This window comes from Acidobacteriota bacterium (assembly GCA_038040445.1).
Taxonomy (GTDB): Bacteria; Acidobacteriota; Blastocatellia; order UBA7656; family UBA7656; genus Onstottus_A; species Onstottus_A frigus.
The window spans coordinates 241,322-261,150 of the sequence record JBBPIG010000006.1; the positions used below are offsets into that span (position 1 = coordinate 241,322).

Annotated in this window: 15 protein-coding genes; 7 read left to right on the top strand and 8 right to left on the bottom strand. The window is 55.9% G+C overall.

What is annotated here, in order from left to right; genetic code table 11:
* Positions 1 to 210: 210 nt before the first annotated feature.
* From AABO57_09025 to AABO57_09035, 3 genes are all read left to right on the top strand, one after another.
* A complete protein-coding gene (locus AABO57_09025; protein MEK6285868.1) occupies positions 211 to 2,889 on the top strand; it encodes a protein kinase in 2,679 nt (892 codons plus the stop codon).
* A gap of 131 nt (positions 2,890 to 3,020) precedes the next feature.
* Positions 3,021 to 3,287 (top strand): hypothetical protein, encoded by a 267-nt coding sequence (locus tag AABO57_09030; protein MEK6285869.1) that lies wholly within the window; start codon positions 3,021 to 3,023, stop codon positions 3,285 to 3,287.
* A 2-nt stretch (positions 3,288 to 3,289) separates the two neighbouring features.
* On the top strand, positions 3,290 to 6,172 hold the full coding sequence (locus AABO57_09035; GenBank protein ID MEK6285870.1) for a TonB-dependent receptor: 2,883 nt from the start codon (positions 3,290 to 3,292) through the stop codon (positions 6,170 to 6,172).
* Positions 6,173 to 6,643: 471 nt separating this feature from the next.
* Here the strand turns inward: AABO57_09035 and speY are convergent, their stop codons facing one another.
* The 7 genes from speY to AABO57_09070 form a co-directional block, all read right to left on the bottom strand.
* Positions 6,644 to 7,786 carry a deoxyhypusine synthase gene (gene speY, locus AABO57_09040; protein ID MEK6285871.1) on the bottom strand — a complete coding sequence of 381 codons (1,143 nt, stop codon included), beginning with the start codon at positions 7,784 to 7,786 and terminating at the stop codon, positions 6,644 to 6,646.
* A 215-nt stretch (positions 7,787 to 8,001) separates the two neighbouring features.
* A complete protein-coding gene (locus tag AABO57_09045) occupies positions 8,002 to 8,421 on the bottom strand; it encodes a thioesterase family protein (protein ID MEK6285872.1) in 420 nt (139 codons plus the stop codon).
* A 104-nt stretch (positions 8,422 to 8,525) separates the two neighbouring features.
* Entirely contained in the window at positions 8,526 to 8,792 is a 267-nt protein-coding gene (locus AABO57_09050) for an RNA-binding S4 domain-containing protein (GenBank protein MEK6285873.1), read from the bottom strand.
* Positions 8,793 to 8,870: 78 nt separating this feature from the next.
* Positions 8,871 to 9,908 (bottom strand): SurA N-terminal domain-containing protein, encoded by a 1,038-nt coding sequence (locus tag AABO57_09055; protein ID MEK6285874.1) that lies wholly within the window; start codon positions 9,906 to 9,908, stop codon positions 8,871 to 8,873.
* A 119-nt stretch (positions 9,909 to 10,027) separates the two neighbouring features.
* Entirely contained in the window at positions 10,028 to 10,972 is a 945-nt protein-coding gene (locus tag AABO57_09060; GenBank protein MEK6285875.1) for a peptidyl-prolyl cis-trans isomerase, read from the bottom strand.
* A gap of 10 nt (positions 10,973 to 10,982) precedes the next feature.
* Positions 10,983 to 12,326 carry an amidohydrolase family protein gene (locus AABO57_09065; GenBank protein MEK6285876.1) on the bottom strand — a complete coding sequence of 448 codons (1,344 nt, stop codon included), beginning with the start codon at positions 12,324 to 12,326 and terminating at the stop codon, positions 10,983 to 10,985.
* Positions 12,327 to 12,516: 190 nt separating this feature from the next.
* Positions 12,517 to 12,792 (bottom strand): type II toxin-antitoxin system Phd/YefM family antitoxin, encoded by a 276-nt coding sequence (locus AABO57_09070; protein MEK6285877.1) that lies wholly within the window; start codon positions 12,790 to 12,792, stop codon positions 12,517 to 12,519.
* 167 nt (positions 12,793 to 12,959) lie between these two features.
* Here AABO57_09070 and AABO57_09075 point away from each other — a divergent pair, with 167 nt between their 5' ends.
* The 4 genes from AABO57_09075 to AABO57_09090 all read left to right on the top strand — a co-directional run bounded on the left by AABO57_09075 (position 12,960) and on the right by AABO57_09090 (position 17,769).
* On the top strand, positions 12,960 to 13,358 hold the full coding sequence (locus AABO57_09075; GenBank protein MEK6285878.1) for a BlaI/MecI/CopY family transcriptional regulator: 399 nt from the start codon (positions 12,960 to 12,962) through the stop codon (positions 13,356 to 13,358).
* Positions 13,355 to 15,517 carry a M56 family metallopeptidase gene (locus tag AABO57_09080; protein MEK6285879.1) on the top strand — a complete coding sequence of 721 codons (2,163 nt, stop codon included), beginning with the start codon at positions 13,355 to 13,357 and terminating at the stop codon, positions 15,515 to 15,517. The genes AABO57_09075 and AABO57_09080 overlap by 4 nt, the downstream gene beginning before the upstream one ends.
* Before the next feature lie 84 nt (positions 15,518 to 15,601).
* Positions 15,602 to 16,672 (top strand): hypothetical protein, encoded by a 1,071-nt coding sequence (locus tag AABO57_09085; protein MEK6285880.1) that lies wholly within the window; start codon positions 15,602 to 15,604, stop codon positions 16,670 to 16,672.
* Positions 16,673 to 16,695: 23 nt separating this feature from the next.
* Positions 16,696 to 17,769: a hypothetical protein gene (locus AABO57_09090; protein ID MEK6285881.1), complete on the top strand. Its 1,074-nt coding sequence runs from the start codon at positions 16,696 to 16,698 to the stop codon at positions 17,767 to 17,769.
* An 831-nt stretch (positions 17,770 to 18,600) separates the two neighbouring features.
* On the opposite strand, the gene AABO57_09095 is transcribed toward AABO57_09090, so the two are convergent.
* A complete protein-coding gene (locus AABO57_09095) occupies positions 18,601 to 19,791 on the bottom strand; it encodes an AAA family ATPase (protein MEK6285882.1) in 1,191 nt (396 codons plus the stop codon).
* Positions 19,792 to 19,829: the final 38 nt, after the last annotated feature.

A 19,829-nucleotide genomic window follows, 5' to 3' on the forward strand; every position in this document is an offset into this window, starting at 1 on the left:
CGTACCCGGTTCCTCGATGAAACGTGTTCTGGCGATGAAAGCCTGAGGCAGGAGATCGAGTTTTTACTTTCTGGCGAGACGGCGCTGAGTATGATGGACGCGCCCGCGTTTGAAGTTGCGGCCGGCTTGCTATCGACCCATATTCCCGAACTGGAAACGGGACAGCTTATCGGGCACTACAGAATCCTCTCTTTCCTCGGCGCCGGGGGCATGGGCGAAGTTTATCTCGCCGAGGACCCGAACCTCGACCGTAGAGTTGCCATCAAGGTGTTGCTCAGTGGTTACACTCCCGATGGAAAGCAACTCTATCGCTTCCAGCAGGAGGCGCGCGCCGCGTCGGCTCTCAACCATCCGAATATCATAACAATCTACGAGATCGGTCAATTCAATGGGCAGCGCTTTATTGTCTCTGAATTCATTGAGGGCAAAACCCTGCGCCAATACTTGAGTCGTGACAGAATTCCAGTCAGCAGAATCCTGGATATATCGATTCAAGTGGCGAGCCTCCTTGCAGTGGCGCATGAGGCGGGAATTATTCACCGTGATATCAAACCTGAAAACATAATGCTGCGCTCAGATGGCTACGTTAAAGTCCTCGACTTTGGACTTGCCAAATCGATCGAGCAGCAAGATCACCGCGAGAATAGGCGCGACATCGAAGAGCCAGTAACTACACCAGGTCTGCTGATGGGCACAGTCAAGTATATGTCGCCCGAGCAGGCGAGAGGCCTGAATGTAGATTCGCGTAGCGACGTGTTCAGCCTCGCAGTGGTTATGTACGAGATGGTCGCGGGCCGCGCGCCATTTGAGGGCGAAACAAACAGCGATCTCATTGCGACTCTACTCAAAGATGAGCCGCCGCCTTTACAGTATTATTCGCCAGATGTGCCACATGAATTACAGCGCATCACCGCAAAAGCCCTCCGAAAAGACAAACAAGAACGCTATGAAACCCTGCGGAGCATGCTGATTGATCTTCAGCGGCTGAAGCAGGAGCTGGAGCTTGACTCTCGCCATCTCAGGCAACAGAACAGAACCGGCATAGCCGACCTGACGCCAAGCAGTGTTCAAGCAGCAGTCGAAGCGTCTGGTTGTTTGACAGCTCCAAGTGGGAACATCGGAACGATCCCAACGCTGCTGGCCAGCAAGCACACTACGAGCCAAGTCAAAAGGGGCAAAACAAAAGCGACGGCAATCTCATCAGCTCTGCTCATCATCGTTGCGGGCATTATCTATGCTGTAGGCTGGAGAAGCAGTAATAGCCGGGCCCCCTTTCAGGAAATGAGCATAAGAAAAATCATCGGAACTGACAGCTCACGACTTGGAGCGATCTCTGCGGATGGGAAATACCTTGCTCACGTCGCAGACGTGCGAGGTCAAAGCAGCCTCTGGATCAGGAGACTTTCCACAGACAGTGATACTGAGATCATTCCGCCTGCCGACGGTGTTTTCATAGGGCTCACGTTCTCGTTGGACGGTGACTATATCTACTATGTCAGGGGTGAGGATGAGGATTCCGGCGTGCTCTACCGGGTAGCGGTGTCCGGAGGTGAGTCCCAAATAGTAATGGGTGACGTAAGTAGTGCCATCACTTTTTCCGCCGACGGGAAGAAGTTCGCTCTCGTCCGGATGGCTGGAGAAGCGACTGCAATCATACTGGCGAACGCCGATGGGTCCGGAGAGAATCAACTCGCCCTGCGCAAATTGCCAGAGTTTTTCAATCCTATCGCGCCGGCCTGGTCACCTGATGGAAAGGTCATCGCGTGCCCAGCCGGGAGAATGGGCAAAGATGGTTACGAAAGTGTGGTAGAAGCGCAGGTAGAGAATGGTCTCGTGAAGGCAATTTCTCGTGGTGAATTGGAAAATATCGAACAGGTTGCGTGGCTCTCAGACGGTACCGGTTTGATTGTGACGGCCGCGGAAAAAGAGACAGCGGGTCGACTTCAAATTTGGCATCTATCATATCCAAGTGGCGCGCCGCGGAGGATAACAAATGATTTGAATGGCTATTCCAGACTCAGCTTGACGGCAGATTCAAAGATCCTTGTCAGTTCGCGGATAGAAATGCGAACCAGTATCTGGCACGTGCCGAATGGAGATGCCAGCCTTGCTAAACAGATCACAGACGAAAGAAATACTGTTTTCAGAGCGGTTTGCTGGCTACCCGATGGCAGAATCGTAGCTCCCTCAAACACGAGCGGCAGTCGTGAAATCTGGGTGATGAATTCTGATGGAACGGATCCTAGGAAGTTGACCTCTGATGGCTTGCCAAAATTTTGGCCCACAGGCTCGGCTGATGGTCGCTATATTGTATTCTCCGCTCTCGACAACGACGCCTCGCATCACATTTGGAGAATGGATATTGATGGCAGCGATCTTAAACGGTTGACCAACGGTGTCGGCGAGAATTTTCCCAGTTGTTCACCGGACGGATGGGTGATTTATTCATCTGGCACTGGAGATGAGCTAACGGTCTGGAAAGTCCCAATTGATGGTGGCGAGCCCATACAATTGGTCGAAAAGCCTTCAAGATTTGCAAAGGTGTCGCCAGACGGGAAGCTAATCGCCTGCCAGTGGAAGGATAGTCCTGCCGCTCGGTGGAGAGTAGCGGTGCTTTCATTTGAAGGAGGCACGCCCGTAAGAACACTCGACATTCCGTCAAGCATCAATATGCGCTGGTCTCCAGACAGTCGCGCCCTGAACTACATCGTTACTCGCAACGGGGTCTCAAACATCTGGAGTCAGCCGATAGATGACGGGCCACCGCGGCAGCTAACAGATTTCAACTCACTCACGGCGTATGGATTCGACTGGTCAACGGACGGCAGTCTCATCTGCTCGAGAGGCTTTACCGTGCGTGATTTGGTCTCGATAACAAACTTTTACTGATTGCACGGCGGAATTGTGCTTCCCTCGTGCGGACTCCGCATAGGCCCTGCCACCCGGCACAGTTCTATTGGGGGGCGCTTTGCGAGCATCATATGAACGCATCAACTCTTGTCTTCCGGGGGTGACAACCAATGAACGGGCTCAGATACGAGTTTGCCCCCAGGCAATCTCTGCTCATACTGGCAACCACGCTGCTCATTGTGCTAGGTCAGCTACAAAGCGAGAGTTTGGGCAGCGCATTGCCCGCCCCATACACGCAATCCCCCGTAGCCACGCTGAGCGGCACCGCCTTTGACGAGACCGGTGCGCTTGTGCCCGATGTTGATATCGTTTTGGTGAAGCCCACACCGGTATTCAGAGACAGGCCATCACAAACAGCGATGGTTACTTTTCACTAGCGATGCTTCCACCCGGTAGCTACACCTTGAAGGCTCAACGACAGGGATTTGCAACCGCAGAAGTAAGCCACCTCAAACTAAATGTCGGCGGTCATGTTGCAATAAATATCAAACTGAAAACGGGTGACATTAGCGAATCTATCATCGTCGAGGGCGGGTCCGTTGTTCAGACTGAATCTGCCGCTATCGGCATACTGGTCGATCGTCAATTTGTAGAGAATATACCGCTGAATGGGAGGAGTTTTCATGCTCTGATCGAGCTCACGCCGGGAGTTGTCCTTACCAAATCAACCGGTGCAGAACAGGGACAGTTCAGCGTCAACGGGCAGCGCAACAACGCCAATTACTTCATGATTGATGGTGTCAGCTCCAACACTGGTATCGCAATCGGCCTGTCTCTCGGCCAAACTGCCGGAGGGACGGTGCCCGCGTTCAACGCTCTCGGGACCACCAGTAACCTTGTTTCTGTTGATGCCTTGGAAGAGTTCCGAATCCTGACTTCTACATATGCGCCTGAGTTCGGCCGCACGCCTGGTGCCCAGGTTTCGCTCTTAACACGCTCGGGCACAAACCAGTTTCATGGGACTGTCTTTAATTACTTTCGAAATGATGCGCTCGATGCCAACGACTGGTTCGCCAACAGCAGGGGCTTGAATAAGCCGGCGCTGCGTCAGAACGATTTTGGCGGGGTGCTGGGTGGCCCAATCATTAAGGACCAAACATTCTTCTTCTTTTCGTACGAGGGATTGCGTCTGCGCCTGCCGGAGGTTCGCATTAGCCAGGTCCCTTCGTTGAGCCTGCGACGCAGCGCTTTGCCACAGATTCAACCATTCTTGAACGCCTTCCCGATACCTAACGGCGAGGAGCTACAAGGCGGGTTTTCAGAGTTCAGCGCCGGCTATTCAGACCCATCGAGTCTGGACGCTACTAGCATCCGAGCAGATCACACTTTAGGGTCCGGTACAACACTATTTGGCAGATACAACCACGCTCCATCTAAGGCGATTTTCCGGGACCCGGAACTTACTTTGAATAACGTTGGTCTAAATTCATTCAAGACCCAAAGCTCAACGCTGGGGTTAACGCAGGCCATTTCTCCGTCCGTCAGCAATGACTTCCGAATCAATTACACCAGGACCGGCGCAAGCACGAGATTTGTACTGGACCAACTCGGCGGGGCAGTTCCTCCCGCTGACTCAGTCATTTTCCCTTCGTTCACCGCAAGCCGGGATGCCCTTTTTCAGATCTCGCTGCCAGGCACGGCTTACCTCGTTGGAAAGGTTGCGGACAATCTGCAGCGCCAGATCAATGTGGTTGAAAGCCTGTCGGTGCTTGCGGTCGGCCACCAATTCAAATTTGGATTTGATTATAGACGGCTTTCCCCAATATCAAATCAATCGTCGTACTCGCAAATAGTCAATTTCTCTGATACCAGTGAGCTCGTATCGGGCATTGCACCGTCCGTGGAAATTGGGGCAACGTTTGGCAGAGTCTTCCCATTATTCACTAATGTCTCTCCATACGCACAGGACACGTGGAAAGCAAGCCAACGACGACTAACGCTCACTTTCGGACTTCGGTGGGAGTACAATCCGCCTCCCAGAGAGAAAAATGGCAACGGGCCTTTTACCGTCAGCGGCCTTGACGATCCGGCTACCATGAGCCTGGCTCCGATAGGGACCCCACTGTGGCGAGCTTCTTACAAGAACTTTGCTCCGAGGCTGGGCGCAGCATACCAGTTATTTCAGTCGAAGGGATTCGAAACCGTGCTGCGAGGCGGAATTGGGCTCCTTTATGATCTTGGCACCGGTCCAGCGGGAAGAGCCATATCCCCTTTCGGCTCCGGGATGTTCCTGCTTGACGTCCCCTTTCCGCTCGCGAGTGAACAGGCAAGACCGCCCGCTTTCAGCTTCGACCCCCCATACAATTTGTTTGCGTATGATCCTGATATGAAGCTGCCGAAGACGTATCAATGGAACGTGTCAATAGAGCAATCGCTCGGCCCCGACCAGGCAGTTTCAATCTCATATGTGGCCGCGGTGGGCCGCGATCTGCTGCGCCTCGAGACACTGAGCGGCTCTAATCTCCCGAATCCTGATTTCCGCAGATTGGCAGTCGTGAGAAATGCGGCAACGTCGGACTATCACGCTCTGCAAACGAAATATCATCGGCGCTTGTCGCGTGGATTGCAGGCCCTCGCTTCATATACGTGGTCGCACTCGATTGACGGCGCTTCTACCGAGACAGGAAACAATGTTCCCGCAGCCAGGATAGAACCGAACGTAAATCGGGGACCGTCTGACTTTGACGTACGCCATTCATTCTCTGGGGCGCTGACTTACGATTTTCCGTCGCCGGCCCTCACAGGGATTGTCGGCGCGATTCTGCGCAACTGGTCTGTTGATTCTATGTTCAGAGCACGAACAGCCACCCCTGTGAATGTAATTATGAGCAGACTGCTGTTTGGCGTGCCCGTTGTCAATCGTCCCGACCTGGTTCTAGGCGTTCCTCTGTATCTCGATGATCCGGCGGTGGCAGGAGGCAGTCGAATCAACCGGGCTGCGTTTTCGATCCCGCCGCCGAACCAGCAAGGCACTCTGGGCCGTAACAGCTTGCGAGGATTTCCTGTATCTCAGTTGGATCTAGCACTCCGGCGAAGATTCAATCTAGCGGAACGACTGACTCTTCAATTCAGGGCCGATCTCTTCAATGTCATGAACCATCCTAATTTCGCTGATCCAAATCCTTTTTTCAACAACATAAATCTCTTCGGGCAGTCGCTACAAATGTTTGGTCGAAGTCTTGGAGAGGGAGCAGGATTGAGTCCGCTTTATCAAATCGGCGGTCCACGCTCGATTCAATTGGCTTTGAAGTTACAGTTCTGAATTGAGGATGGCGACTTCAACCTATCGCGATGCTCGACAGTGCTTGCTTTGACCGATAGTTGTGCGCTTCAGCGAACGTTAGAGCACCCGAACTTTCTTATGTCGTCGAATCGTCCAGCCACGGTGACGACCATTGCGGCGGAACGTCCGTACACCAAGCCTGGGCCTGGGGCCGCGCCCATCCCAGCGTCCTGAACGAGCGTCATGACCGTTGATGAATTTCTGAGATTTCTTTGCCTGGCCGCGTCCGCGACCGTTTCCCTGGGCTACAACCTGAGTAGGCAACAGCAACGACGCGCATAATACGATACCAGCGATAACCACCGTAACTCGGCGTAACAGAATTGATCTCATAGTTTCTACTCCTCGACGGGCAGTCACTCACAGCCCTCCGGACTTTGAATCGTATCAACCATTGTGCCAGTTCTAACCAAGCAACAACAGCCCGAGGATAGACTCGACTTGAACAGCCTATCTGATTCGATCGAGGCTGTGCGCTTCATGGGCGGGAGCCGGTTCATTTGAAAGCGCGCGAGCATGTTCGTCTGTCAGCAGCTTCATCATCTCAGCGCGACGGTCGTAAAGACGCTTGAGCTGTCGGGGCTTGTGACGAGCCAGCGCGTATGACGTAATGATCGGCAGCGCGATCGTCGAATCGAGATAGCACACAACGGCGTCGGGCAAGCGGTCGGGGTCGATCTTGCCCCAGCTTACCGCTTCGCTCGGAGTCGCGCCCGACAGGCCGCCGGTGTCGGGCCGAGCGTCGGTCACCTGCAAGAAGTAATCGTGACCCTTCTCTTCGATCTTCAGCACTTCTTGAATCTGCGGCTCGGTTTGAAGCAGGAAATTCTTTGGGCTACCTCCGCCAAAGATCAACACCGCTGATTTGCCACCGCTGCGTTTGGCGTCGAGAACGATTGCCGCGGTTTCGTTTACATCTGCGTTCACATCGTAGCGCAGCTTGTTGCCGGTAAGCGCCTTTGCCGCGACGTTCATTCCGATCGAGCTGTCGCCGGGCGAAGAGGTGTAAACGGGAACAGCCGCGTCGTGCGCCGCCGCAAGCAGGCTCTTGCGCCCGATCCCCAGCACGCGTTCGCGTTCGGCGACGTACTTGCCCGCGAGGTGGTGAAACTCGGCGGTGCTCATTTCCCGTTGGAACTCCGGCCCTTCGATCATCTTGCGATAGAACTCGTCGGTCGACAGCAACACGTCGTACTCGAAGAATATGTCGTAGATGCGAACAATCCCCTCTTCGCGGAGTACAACGTCGCTGGTCTGCGGATTGCCCCGGTGCATTCGAAGCCCAATCCCGAAGTGGGTGTCGTGATAGGCATTGGCACCCGTTGAGACAATCCAATCGACAAAGCCATTCTCGATGAGCGGGATGATTGCCGACATGCCCAGACCTGCGGGGGTCAGCGCTCCAGTCAGGCTCATTCCGATGGTCACATCGTCTTCGAGCATCTTCTCGACGAAGAGCCGGCACGCCTCGCGTAGCCGCGCCGCGTTGTAAGCTAGAAAAGCCGTGTCGACAAGTTCGGCCACGGTCATCGAGCCGGTCACGGGCTTCGGATCAATTGCGGCGCCGCCCAGGAAGTTGTGTCTGTTTGCCATCTCCACCTCGCAAGCAAGGAGCGGATTCGAGCGGAAACGCAAAGTCGCCCATCCGCATTCAAGGTATGTAGGTTAAGGTCTAAGTTGGACCAATGCAACCGGACGGTCAGCGATGTGTCAAAACGTCGTGGGCAAGCGGACCCAAGAAATGAATTCCATTGGAAGCGAGGAGTCAATAGGGTGACCGAAACGAGATCCGGCGAGGGCGGAAGCCTTTATTCAACAACGTAGCGCCTGAGCGCTTCGATCACCTCGCTCGGTACAGGAATGGACTTGAACGTCGATCTCGACACACAGGCAAGCACGACGTGGCCGTCGGCTACCAGATCTGTCTCGCCCTTCTTGCTTACTTCGAACCGAAGCGTCAGCGACTTGGTCCCGAAACGGCCGACATAAGCCGAGACCTCAATCGGATCGTCCAGCATGAGCGGTTTGCGAAAGTCGAAATGGATCTGCACCCGCGGAAGCCAGATATCGAAGCGATCAAAGACTTCTGAATACGGCAGGCCAACCGCGCGAAACAGTTCTGTCTCGGCGATCTCAAAGAACCTGAGGAACTGACCATAGTAGATAATCCCAGCGCGGTCGATGTCCGACCAACGGACGTGCTCTTCGATTGTGAATCGTTTGGGCATTGACGGTTAGTCGCGATTGTATGCCGCGAAAACAACGTGGAGCTCAATCACATGCCGCTGCTGAAATCCTAACGGGCGGCCAGTACCGCATTCGCATTCCGCTCTTAATCGACGTTGTATGATTCGATGCTCACTGTCTCGCACAGCGCCGCCGCCTCACGCTTGGGCGGCGGTTTCGACGGGACCTTGAGCACGCGCACGGTAGTCATTCGGCCGCGCTGCCTGATTGAAAGGAGATCTCCTTCTCGTACTTCGTGCGCGCTCTTTGCACGCAAGCCGTTTACTTTCACGGCGCCTGCTTCGCACGCCTCCTGGGCCAGTGTTCTGCGAGGCACGAGTCGTGACAGCTTAAGGAAGTTGTCGAGGCGCATGTGGGCAAGCACGCATGCAGGTGAGCAGGGAAAAGTGTGGCGGTCCGATTCTCCTCTGCTCCCTTGCGTGCTCCTCTGCTAGTTCTTGTCCGTCTTATCGGCGGGCTTGGCTTGAGCAGTAACGTAACCGTCCGCGATCTTGATGAAGGCGTCCTCGCGCAACTTCTTCAGATACTTCTTGCGAGCGTCGTCCGCGCGTTCCATCGTCGCCGCCCGGCCGATGGCACTCTGCACATCGGGTTCTTCAAACGCGCGCAGGTTAGCAGCCTTGCGATCGTCCAGGCGAATTATCTGAAATCCGTCCTGGAGTCTCAACGGTTCGGTTACCTCTCCGGTTTTGAGAGTTGAGATTGCGGCGGCAATGTCTTCTTTAAGCTCGCCCTGCTTGAAGACCCCGAGCTTGCCATTCTGCGCTCGAGAAGCGCGGCCCGCTGGCGAGTTCTCCTGCACCGCGACGGCGAAGTCCTTGCCGGCGCGAAGCTCGGCGACCAAACGTTTAGCTCTTTGATCCACTTCGGCGGCGGTGTGACCCTCCAGGGGCAGGAAGATTTCCGAAAGCGTCACCTCGCCCGGCACAGTGAACCCCTCCTTATGCTTGTCGTAAAAGTCGCGTTTGTCCTTGTCGTTCAAGCGCTGGAAGATCGGCGAAAGCACTTCGCGTTGAATGACGTACTGCTGTTGAAGTTGCTTGCGAATCGACGCCCTCGCGGTTTCCGGATCTACGCCTTGCTTCTTGAGCTCGTTTTCGAAAGCGAGTACGTTAGGAGACCCGTTCTGAGCCGCTATCTCTTTCATCCGCTGGTTAACCTCGGCCTCGACGTCGAGGTTGAGCTCCTTGGCCTTTTGCTCGAGGAGCAGATCATCGATGATGTAGTCGAGCACCGAAGACTTGAGCCGCTCGAATTCCGCCTTGATCTCGGCTTCGCTCTTGCCTGCCATCTGCCGAACGAGTTCTTCCTTAAAGTCGCGGAGCCCATTCAGGTAGTCAGCGAGAGTGACGATATCGTTATTGACGCGGGCGACGATTTCGTTGACCAGTTCCGGGTCCTGCGCGCGTGCGGTTGTCGCGAACGCGAGCACGAACCCGATCGCCAGGGTCGTTATGATGAACTTCATGTGGCACATCCTCTCTTTCGTGATGCGTGATGCGTAATGCGTGACCGGAGCTTCTTATCAGGCGTCCCTCCTGTCACGAATCACGCATCACGCATCATTTGTTTGGGCTGGTGTGAAGCTCAATTATGCCTGAGCTGTCCCGTGTATGTGAAGCCCAGAGCCGCGTCGTTGATTTTGATCGTCGCCTCCGATGTGAGGCGCTCGATCGTCTTATCGACCGCCTGCTGGTTCTTCAGGGCGATCAGCTCTTCGGTCAACTGCGCGCGGCGGTCGTCGAGCTTCGAGCGCCGCTCTTCAATCGCATGAGGCTGAATGCGTTGCTCCAGTTTGAAAATGTGAAAGCCGTAGTTGGATTCGATCACCGGGCTAACGTCGCCGGGCCCGAGTTGGCCCACCGCCTTTTCAAGCACCTCCGGAAGCTGGCCTTCGTCGTAGCGATCGAGCCCGCTTTGCTCGGCGTTTGGAGCATCGGAATGAAGCCGCGCCACGGAGGCGAAGTCGCGGCGGCCTTCGGTAACCTCGCCGCGCAATCGATCAGCCTCCTCTCGAGACTGAACGCGAATCTCGCGCACCAGGAAACCCGGACGATCGGTGAGTCGCGACTGGTTCTTCTCGACGTACTGCTGGACTTCTTCCGGGGAAACCCGCACATCGCGCAGCGCAACCTGGCGGTAGTATTTTTCAACCAGCAAATCGCGAGCTAGCTCTTCGCGAGCAGCGGCGCTGGTGACCGAAGACTTCATTTGCGGGTTGTCTTGCGTTGTCTGATCGATCTCGGAGCTGAGCACGCTGAGCCCCAGGCGCGCCGCGTCGTCGAGCACCAGCCGGCGCTTCAGGTACTCGTCAAGCACCTCGCTTGGAAGCGAACTGGAACCTTCGGCGCCGCTGAACTCGCCCATCTTCAATTGGAGAAAACGCTCGAACTCATCGCGCCGTATGTCGTGCCCGTTCAATGTTGCAATCACCGGAGAACGATCGCCGCCCGCTCGACAGCACAAGATCATCGGAATCAAAAAAGACAACAAGATCAATCGAGCGTGCTTCACTTTGGTTAAGCTTATCACCCTGTCGCACTCATTGAGATTTCAAGCCGTACAGCTTGACGGCATTATCGCGCATCACCATCCGGGCCAATTCAATCGCGCGCTCGCGAGTGATCTCGCCGTCATTCAGCATCCCGGTCAGCGCCAGCGCCAGCGCCTGTCGCGCGCTGGTGATCGCGAGCCATCCTCCCTCCTCCCATCCAATCTCAGGGGTGAGCGCAAACGCGTCGGTGCCGAACAGCACTTTGTCGGGATAGAACTCGAGCCAGTTGCGCAACACGTCGCTGAGCGCACGCGCGTAGAGCAGAAACGTTTGCGCCGAGAAGTCCGCATAGACGTTCGATTTGCTCATCAGCGATGCCGTCTGCTTGGTGAACGGATAACCGCCGTGCACTATGACGAAGCTGGTCTTCCTCAAGCCAGGATCGTTGAACGCCGATTCGAGAAGCAATGGATTGCTGCCGCTCTGCTTGTAGAAACTGCCGACGCCATCGATGGCGTGAATGTGAACGGCCAAGCCCAGGCGGCCGGCTTCACGCGCAATGTAGCGAAAAAGATAATCCTGCAGCGACCTGTATTCGATTGCCGGGGGCTCGCCGCCTTTGACGTACTTAGCGTAGACGCGCCGAGCTTCGGTCTCCGGCGCATCATCGAAATCGAGCCGGCGCAGATATGCCGCTTCGAACTTCACGGCTACCGCGCCGTCGCGTTTCTGGCGTTCAAGCGTCGCGGTCACAACTTTTTTCACATACTCATCGAGGGTCGCGGGAAGCGAGTCTATTCTTGATTCCGCCAGGTAGCGTTTCAACAATTGGTCTTCGCCCAGATAGAAGACTCGATAGTCAGGATTCGACCTGCGCGCTGCCTCATTGTTGAGCGGGACCATCAGCGCGTCGACGAATGAAACCCATCGATAACGAGGCGCTTGAAGGCCACGCCCCATGGCTACACGGTTGGCAAACATCGTCTCTATGCCGATTTGGTCCAGCACCCATGCGGGATAGCCGTCGCCGCGCTCGCGCATAACGCGTTGTTTGGCTGCCATCAACTCCTTAACGTGCGCCTCGCTCATGTCATCGTGCTTATATCCGTATAGAGCTCGCCAGGCGCCGATGTATTCCGGATTGGCGGGATTGAGTCGCGGCGGCAGCGCGAACGGTTCGAGCCCCTCCAGAGGCAGAGCGTCGTATTCGTCATCAGGTTTGTCTCCTTCAGGGACGAACCGCAACGGGTGCGCGTGATTGTCGATGGCTTTGATCTTTGCGATCTCGGCGACAAGCTGAGGATCGGCAGTTGCCTGCGCAGCTTGTGGTTGAGGGAAAACGAAAACGAGGATCAACCAGAGCGGAATTAACAGGGCGATTCTGTTTTTCATCTCAAGTCCTTTGAAGCTTGCTTTGTGAACGCCCACATTCCTACACGAACCGGAGCGCTAGAGTCAAAGGAAAGCTCGACGGCCAACGGTTCGCTAGTCTTCCAACGTGGGAGGAACAATGTTCAGAAGGCTGTGATGTAGGACAGTGCGGCTAGGAACTGAGCGCGGGCGGACTTGGTGAACCGAATCTTCACAATGGCGCATTAGCGAGAATGGCGTCGGCCTCTGCGAGCACGTCGTCGAGGTCATGACCTTCTGATCGGGCGATCTCCCTCTCGCCGCGGGCCAGCAATAGTAAGATCTGCCGTTCACGCTCGGCCCGCTCGTAGGCTGCGACGCTTAGCATCACGGCCGAGGGGCGACCCTCCTCGGTGAGAGGCTGATCAGAGGTCCTCAGGCCATCAAGGACTGCATCGATCTCTTCCGCTAACTCTGTCGCCGGCATTAGCTCCACAGGTTTTGACATATGACCTCCCAACTGACTGTCATAGTACTGCCAATCAACAGAAACTTGAAACCATCTCACCACCGTCGCCACTCACCGGAGACCCTAAAAACGGCACTACGAAGATTTTCGTTGACACTACGAAGTTCTTCGTAGTAGTATGGCGGCCTGACAAAACAGGGGGATCGATGACGATGCCAAAGAAAGGGCCGCCTCGGCCAACCGATGCAGAGCTTGGGATTCTGAGGGTGCTGTGGCAGCGCGGGGCCAGCACCGTCCGCGAGGTTCAAGAGGCTCTCAACGAGAACAAGCCGACCGGCTATACAACCGTTCTCAAGATGCTCCAAATCATGACGGAGAAGGGGCTCGTTCGCAGGAATGAGGAGCAGCGGGCGCACGTTTACGAAGCTCAGCTCGCCCAGCATCTGACCCAGCGGCAAATGGTTGGCGATTTGCTCAATCGGGTTTTTGACGGGTCAGCCTCGAATCTGCTGATGCACGCCCTGGCCACCAAGAAGGGGGCCTCTCGCGAAGAGCTCTCCCAGATCAGAGAGATTTTGGACGAGCTTGATCGAGGTGCCCGATGAACGGAATGATGAACGGCATAGAGATGCTGTTGGGCAAACCGGTTTTCCAGGCGCTTGGCTGGACCTTGATTCATTTCATCTGGGAAGGCGCTCTGGTCGCGATTCTCTACGCCAGCGTGAGCGTTCTGCTTAGGCGGTCCACCTCGAATGTTCGGTACGCCTCTGCTTGCTTTGCAATGCTGCTGATGCTGATTGCTCCCGCGGCAACTATGTTCGCGGTAATCCGCGCACAGGAACCTTCGCTTGCCGGCGCACCTTCGGACACGATAGGGCAAGCTCAGCCGGCAAACCCGATCGCGCGATCGACGGACGATCAGCAAGCGATCACCTCGAAAGTCGAACCCGCTGCTGCTCCCCACGGTTCGCCGATGAAACAGTGGGCGGCCGACCGGCTCCCACTAGCTATGCCGTGGCTCCTGGCATTGTGGTTCTTGGGAGTGCTCCTTCTGTCGCTGAGGTTCGCGGGAGGATTGGTGACCGCCCAGCGACTCAAGCGAGTCGACGACAGCGCAGTCGTACAGCTTTGGCAAGAAAAACTCATCGCGCTCTGTGTTCGGCTACGGGTCTCGCGCCCCGTTCGTTTGTGCGAATCGGTGCTTGTCGAAGTGCCGACCGTGATCGGCTGGCTTCGACCTGTCATTCTCATTCCTGTCAGCGCGGTCACCGGGCTGAGCGCGGAGCAGTTGGAAGCCTTGCTGGCGCACGAGCTGGCGCATATCCGCCGATGTGATTACCTGGTCAATCTGCTCCAGACAACGATCGAGACATTGCTTTTCTATCATCCCGCGGTCTGGTGGGTGTCGCGGCAGATCCGCCAGGAGCGTGAGCACTGCTGCGACGATCTTGCCGTAGCCGCGTGCGGAGACGTATTGACCTATGCTCGCGCTCTCGCGGCGTTAGAACAACTGCGCGTCGTCGAGCCGCATCTCGCCGTCGCGGCAAGTGGCGGGTCGCTGCTCGTCAGGATTCAACGCCTGCTTCGACATCGCGCGCCGGCGCGCTACGGGTTTGAGAACTGGCTGGCCGGTGTCCTCGCTCTGGCGACGGTCTTCGGCTTGCTCGCGGCCGCCGAAACCGCGCTTCTCTCACGCGATGTCAAAGCGGCCGCCGTTCAAGACGCGGTTACGCTCACGTCTGTTGCTTCTGATTCGAGGGTTGCTGGTCAAACAACGAATTCGATTTTGCCAACCGTTGACCGAGTCACTCGAGAGCAGGCGTTCAATCACGCCGAAGAAGCATCGCGCACCGATCCCGCAAATACGGTTCAGGATCAGAACGCCCCGACCCAGAAGGATCAGGCTCAGAACGATACTACCCAATCGGAGCCGCCTGCGCAGGAACCTGCCTCGAGCCCGCAGGATTTCATTTCCGAAATGGTGTCTGCCGGTCTGACGAACTTGAAGGTCGACCAGTTGGTCACGCTCAAGATTCACGGAGTGACCGCGCAATTTGTCCGCGAGCTGGCCGGGACCGTAACCAAGAAGCTTACGGTGGACGAAATTATCGCGATGAAGATTCACGGCGTCTCACCGGGGTATGCAAACCAGTTCAAGGCACTGGGACTAAACGGGCTGGATGCTGATGAGCTTGTAGCGTTTGCTATACACGGGGTGACTCCGCAATTCATCAACGAGATCAAAGCAGCCGGAGTGGGCAATGCAGATCCCGACTCGCTCGTCGCGTTCAGGATTCACGGGATTACTCCGGCGTACATCCAGCAGATCAAGGACCTGGGCTTCACGAGTCTTTCTGGAGATCAGCTTACCGCTTTCAAGATACACGGCGTTACCCCCGAGTTCATTCAGGCGATGAGATCCATCATCCGAGGAAAGCTCTCGCCGGACGATCTAACGGGCTTAAGGATTCACGGCGTCAGTCCCGAATTCATCAAGGGACTCGAGGCCCTCGGATACACGAACCTGACCGCGGATCAACTGATGGGGTGGAAGATTCATGGAGTCACCCCCGGGTTCATCAGCTCGATTAGAGAGGCCGGTTATCCGCGCATAACCGCGGACCAGCTTGTTGAACTCAGGATATTCGGGGTCACTCCGGAATTCATTCAGACGGTGAAGAGCCGCGGATTCACCGATGTGACCATAGATCAGCTCGTAGAACTGCGGCGGTTGAACATCATCCCGTCGTCCCGAAAAAAATAACGAGGTCGGACCAGGTCGGCCTCATCAGCTCGAAAGCAACCGGGCTCCGCCCGGTCCAGGATAAGTGTGCGCTTGGGAGGTGAAATGAACATCAAGAATGACCTTTTGAAACACAGTGTGCGAGCGGCGCTGGTCGTGTCGATCTCGCTGTTGTGTTATGCGTGCGTCGCCTCCACGGCGGCGCAAGAGTCGATGAGCGGACAGTGGACGCTCGAGGCGAAGCCCGGCGGCGACCGCGTATATCTGACGATCAACCGCCGAAGTGAAAGAGGCGGCCACCACTCATCGTCCTCCGACATTCGAGCCGACGCTCTGAGAGGCCTGTCCATCGCGCAAGCCTCGGGCAGCGGCTCGGCGGTCAACTTTCAAATTGTCCGCGACGCCGGAACGCTAAACTGCGAAGGCTGGTTCAAGAATGGCAACGGCTCGGGGCATTTCACGTTTACACCAAATCAGAACTTTGCCTCAGAAATGAGAAGTCTGGGCCACGAAAGGATGACGGAAGAGACCTTGTTTTCGATGGCGGTGCACGACATAGGTCTGCAATTCATTCGCGAGTTGAGCACGCTCGGCTATGACCACCTGACAACCGACAATCTCTTCGCTATGCGCATTCACGGCGCCGATCCGCAATTCATCAAGGCGATGAAGGACGAGGGATATGACCAGGTGCCGGTCGATAATCTGGTGGCCATGCGAATTCATGGCGTGAGGCCCGAGTTCATTCGAGAGCTCAAATCGCTCGGATATGAGCACCAGCCCCTCGATCAGCTCGTTGCGATGCGCATACACGGTGTGAGCGCCGAGTTCATCAAAGGACTGCAAGACGCAGGTTATCGCTTGCCGCCGATCGATCAACTCATCGCGATGCGAATTCACGGCGTGAAGAATGAATTCATCAAGGAGTTGAAGGAGCTTGGCTACGACCGCGTTTCAATGGATCAACTCGTCGCGATGCGCATCCACGGTGTGAGCACGGGGTTCATAAGAGAGATCAAGGCACTGGGCTACGAGCGCGTATCTCCGGACCAGCTTGTAACGATGCGAATACACGGAGTCAGTCCGGGGTTCATTCAGAAGATGAAGACGCGCGGGTTCAACGACGCTACGATCGATCAACTGGTTGAGTTGAAGATCCACGGCTTTGACAAGTAACCACATTTGTTCGGAGGTGTGAGATGAGAGAGAAACCTGTTTCTATCCTTACGATACTCGGAGTAATCACCGTCTTAAGCCTGCTGATCGGTTCGCTGGCCACCTGTGAGACGAGCGCTCAAGATTCCTACACCGGACAGTGGATAATCGAACCGTCTCGCGTGGCTGACCGCTACCAGGTGACGTTCACATACCGGTCCGGCAGAATAGGGCGCGGCCAGAGCATGTCGGGTTTCACGATTGAGCCAGAGCGGTTCCAGGGACTTACTCAAAACCAGGTAATGTCCGCGGGGTCGCGCGTCCAGTTCCAACTCGTTCGCGATGCAGGGACGCTCAACTGCGAAGGCTGGTTCAAGGACGGCAAAGGCTCCGGACATTTCGTTTTCGCCGCGAGCCCGACATTCGCCGCCGAGCTTCAAAGGCGAGGCTATCAAGCTCCCAGCGAAGCACAGCAGTTTTCGATGACGCTGAGCGATGTCAGCCTTGCGTTAGTCGACGAGCTAAAAGCGCAGGGATATGAACGCCCGTCGCTCGATCAACTCGTTCGAATGGGCGAGCACGGAGTGAGTCTCGACTACGTTCGCGAATTGAAGGCGCAAGGCTACAGCGTCCAGTCAGTCGACTTGCTGACAAGGATGGTGGACCACGGCGTGAACCCGAAATTCATAAGGGAGCTGGATGCGCTCGGGTTCAAGGATATACCCGTCGAGACCCTGATCCGAACTGTGGATCACGGGGTCACGCCACGGTTCATCCGTGAGCTTCAAGCTGCGGGTTACACGGATCTCTCGCTCGAGCAGTTGACCCGAGTGGTGGATCACGGACTCACCGCGAGCTTCATCAAGGAGATTGAATCGCTGGGCTATACTCGGCTCCCGTTAGAGAAGTTGGTGCGGATGCAAGACCATGGTGTCACCGCGAGATACATCCGCGAGATCAAAGAGGCAGGCTACGACAATCTACCGATCGAGCAATTGGTCCGCATGCAAGATCATGGAGTGACAGCGGCTTTTATCAAGAAGATGCGACAGCGCGGATTCAATGACGTATCGATAGATGAATTGATAAGGCTTGCGGATCACGGGATGAATAACTGAGTGTCCCGTGCATCTTCAGAACGTTGCATCTGGTACAGCTTGCTCCGGCTGAATAGCAGGTCTGTTCCTGCGGGATTCCCCAGTGACGCTTTCACCTAGGAACCGTCGGCTGCATTGGCAATTGCGTCCACTGTTTGGAGCGCCCTGCGAAAGTCATCGTTGAATCGCCGTGCCTCAGTGCAGATTTCCGTTACGGTCAGCCAAGCCTCTCGAAGCGAGTCCCTATGGCTATCGTAATCGGACTCGCTTTTGTATACGCGGCTTTCTATTGGCTGCTGTCCAAATCGATTCTCGGGGTGTTGCAGGCATTCCAAGTTACCGCCAAGCACCGCAGGATCGTTTGGAAGAAGAGCGGCCAGAACCCAGGCCTCGGTACTCTTGGACGGAGTGCAGAGCACTGTGCGGTCTGGCGGTCCTATTTCGCCTACCCATCGCAAGAGAACTCTCATAAGGCGGTCAGTGGTCGCACGAGGTGGAGGACATGGTTGAGCGCAAGGCAAATCGCCAGAGTTGTCTTGTATGTTAGCGCTATTATAAGTTTTATCCGCGACATCGGCGTCGAGGTGGATTACAAGAATGTCGTGGAATTCGAACAAAGGATCAGCGTCCAAGGAGCCTCCACTGCGGGCGGTTGCTTGTCGACACCATCGGTAAACGCCTCCCCATCCTCCCCCAAATTGGCCGAATCCGCCCGTTGGGAAGAAGGCTAGAGACTCCTCTGGCTGCAATTGGTTCAGGATGAACGGTCGCGGATCGAGCATGGACGAAATCGCCGCCTCGATGACCACCCTGTCGGTTGGCCCCTCCGCGACGAGAGCTAGTCTCAAAGGCTCAGACATTCGGAACTCCACCGATTAACTTGTTTACCCACATCCGCGACAGGGGCCATCCCTCATCCGCTTTGGCGCGCAAGGCCTTGGTCAACTCAACTCTGCGCACGACCGTGTGCCCTCTATTGTCGCGATCCACCGTGAACAGTCGCACGCGGTCATCCGTTAAAGGTAGGCCATCGAGCGCGACAGGATTGTGTGTGGTCAAAAGAACCTGCTTGGGGTCTGGCGAGTCAAGTAGCCATCGACATAAAGCCTCTGCAAGCCGCATAGAAAGGCGTGGATTCAATGCTTGGTCGAGGTTGTCGATCGCGAAGCAGCTAGGGACCTTTGGATGAAGAGCAAGAACTGCTGCGAAAAGGACATAAAGCGCACCCTCACTAGCGTCATAGCCGGTTAAGGCATTTCGGTCCTCCGCCATGAAGCGATCGGTAAATTGAACAACCCGCTTTGGCGAAGTTGCGGATGGTGAGAGAGGAACAGAGTGGGACCCCGCTGACTCAACGTTCTTCGCCCAGTCAATCAATGAAATCGCTTCCTTAAAGGCGCCTCTCAGACGTTTGTTGCCCTTCCGCGCCCCCCTGATTTCTCTGATGGCATCGGCCAGTCGACCACCGGAGAGACCAAGCGGCTCGCGCGATTGCAGATCTGGCGCCCCACGAAGCGTAGGAGTGTTTGCGCAGTAGATGCGGTAGCCACGTAGATCGTCAAATAGTCTCAGCGCCGGATCGCCGTTGCTCAATTCAACTACTTTCAACGCAGCAAGCCCCTGTTCCAGATTCAAATGCGTGTCTTCGGGAGATCGCGCGACAAACTTGTCATTCGGCTGGCGTTCTAGGAGCTCAGTCTCATACTGCCAGGCTGGACTCGGGTCATTAATCGGATTGCATAGCGACACTCTGTACCTAGCACCGTTTTGCTCAGCTTCAAACAGAATATGAGGGGTTTCTTTTTCTCCCTTTCGGCGCGGGAACGCCGACTTGTAGAGTTTTGGCACGCCGGGGCGAACGCCACGCCTTCGCAGCGACTCGTCGTCGACCCGTCCAGACGCTGCGGCCCCGAGAACGCCGAGGGCTTCAAGCAGGTTGCTTTTACCGCTCCCGTTAGCCCCGATAAACACATTCACTTGTCCGAGTTCGACCTCGACGGACGCTAAGGACTTGAACGATTCGACGGTGAGCTTTGTGATCATCTCGTTTGCGAGAGCATACCTGCGCAGTCGTCGGGAAG

What these genes read in the sequence shown, in the direction of transcription:
- AABO57_09025 (MEK6285868.1), top strand. Translation starts at nt 211, where the DNA reads ATGGGCGAAGTTTATCTCGCCGAGGACCCGAACCTCGACCGTAGAGTT.
- AABO57_09030 (MEK6285869.1), top strand. Translation starts at nt 3,021, where the DNA reads ATGAACGGGCTCAGATACGAGTTTGCCCCCAGGCAATCTCTGCTCATA.
- AABO57_09035 (MEK6285870.1), top strand. Translation starts at nt 3,290, where the DNA reads ATGCTTCCACCCGGTAGCTACACCTTGAAGGCTCAACGACAGGGATTT.
- speY (MEK6285871.1), bottom strand. Translation starts at nt 7,786, where the DNA reads ATGGCAAACAGACACAACTTCCTGGGCGGCGCCGCAATTGATCCGAAG.
- AABO57_09045 (MEK6285872.1), bottom strand. Translation starts at nt 8,421, where the DNA reads ATGCCCAAACGATTCACAATCGAAGAGCACGTCCGTTGGTCGGACATC.
- AABO57_09050 (MEK6285873.1), bottom strand. Translation starts at nt 8,792, where the DNA reads ATGCGCCTCGACAACTTCCTTAAGCTGTCACGACTCGTGCCTCGCAGA.
- AABO57_09055 (MEK6285874.1), bottom strand. Translation starts at nt 9,908, where the DNA reads ATGAAGTTCATCATAACGACCCTGGCGATCGGGTTCGTGCTCGCGTTC.
- AABO57_09065 (MEK6285876.1), bottom strand. Translation starts at nt 12,326, where the DNA reads ATGAAAAACAGAATCGCCCTGTTAATTCCGCTCTGGTTGATCCTCGTT.
- AABO57_09070 (MEK6285877.1), bottom strand. Translation starts at nt 12,792, where the DNA reads ATGTCAAAACCTGTGGAGCTAATGCCGGCGACAGAGTTAGCGGAAGAG.
- AABO57_09075 (MEK6285878.1), top strand. Translation starts at nt 12,960, where the DNA reads ATGACGATGCCAAAGAAAGGGCCGCCTCGGCCAACCGATGCAGAGCTT.
- AABO57_09080 (MEK6285879.1), top strand. Translation starts at nt 13,355, where the DNA reads ATGAACGGAATGATGAACGGCATAGAGATGCTGTTGGGCAAACCGGTT.
- AABO57_09085 (MEK6285880.1), top strand. Translation starts at nt 15,602, where the DNA reads ATGAACATCAAGAATGACCTTTTGAAACACAGTGTGCGAGCGGCGCTG.
- AABO57_09090 (MEK6285881.1), top strand. Translation starts at nt 16,696, where the DNA reads ATGAGAGAGAAACCTGTTTCTATCCTTACGATACTCGGAGTAATCACC.
- AABO57_09095 (MEK6285882.1), bottom strand. Translation starts at nt 19,791, where the DNA reads ATGATCACAAAGCTCACCGTCGAATCGTTCAAGTCCTTAGCGTCCGTC.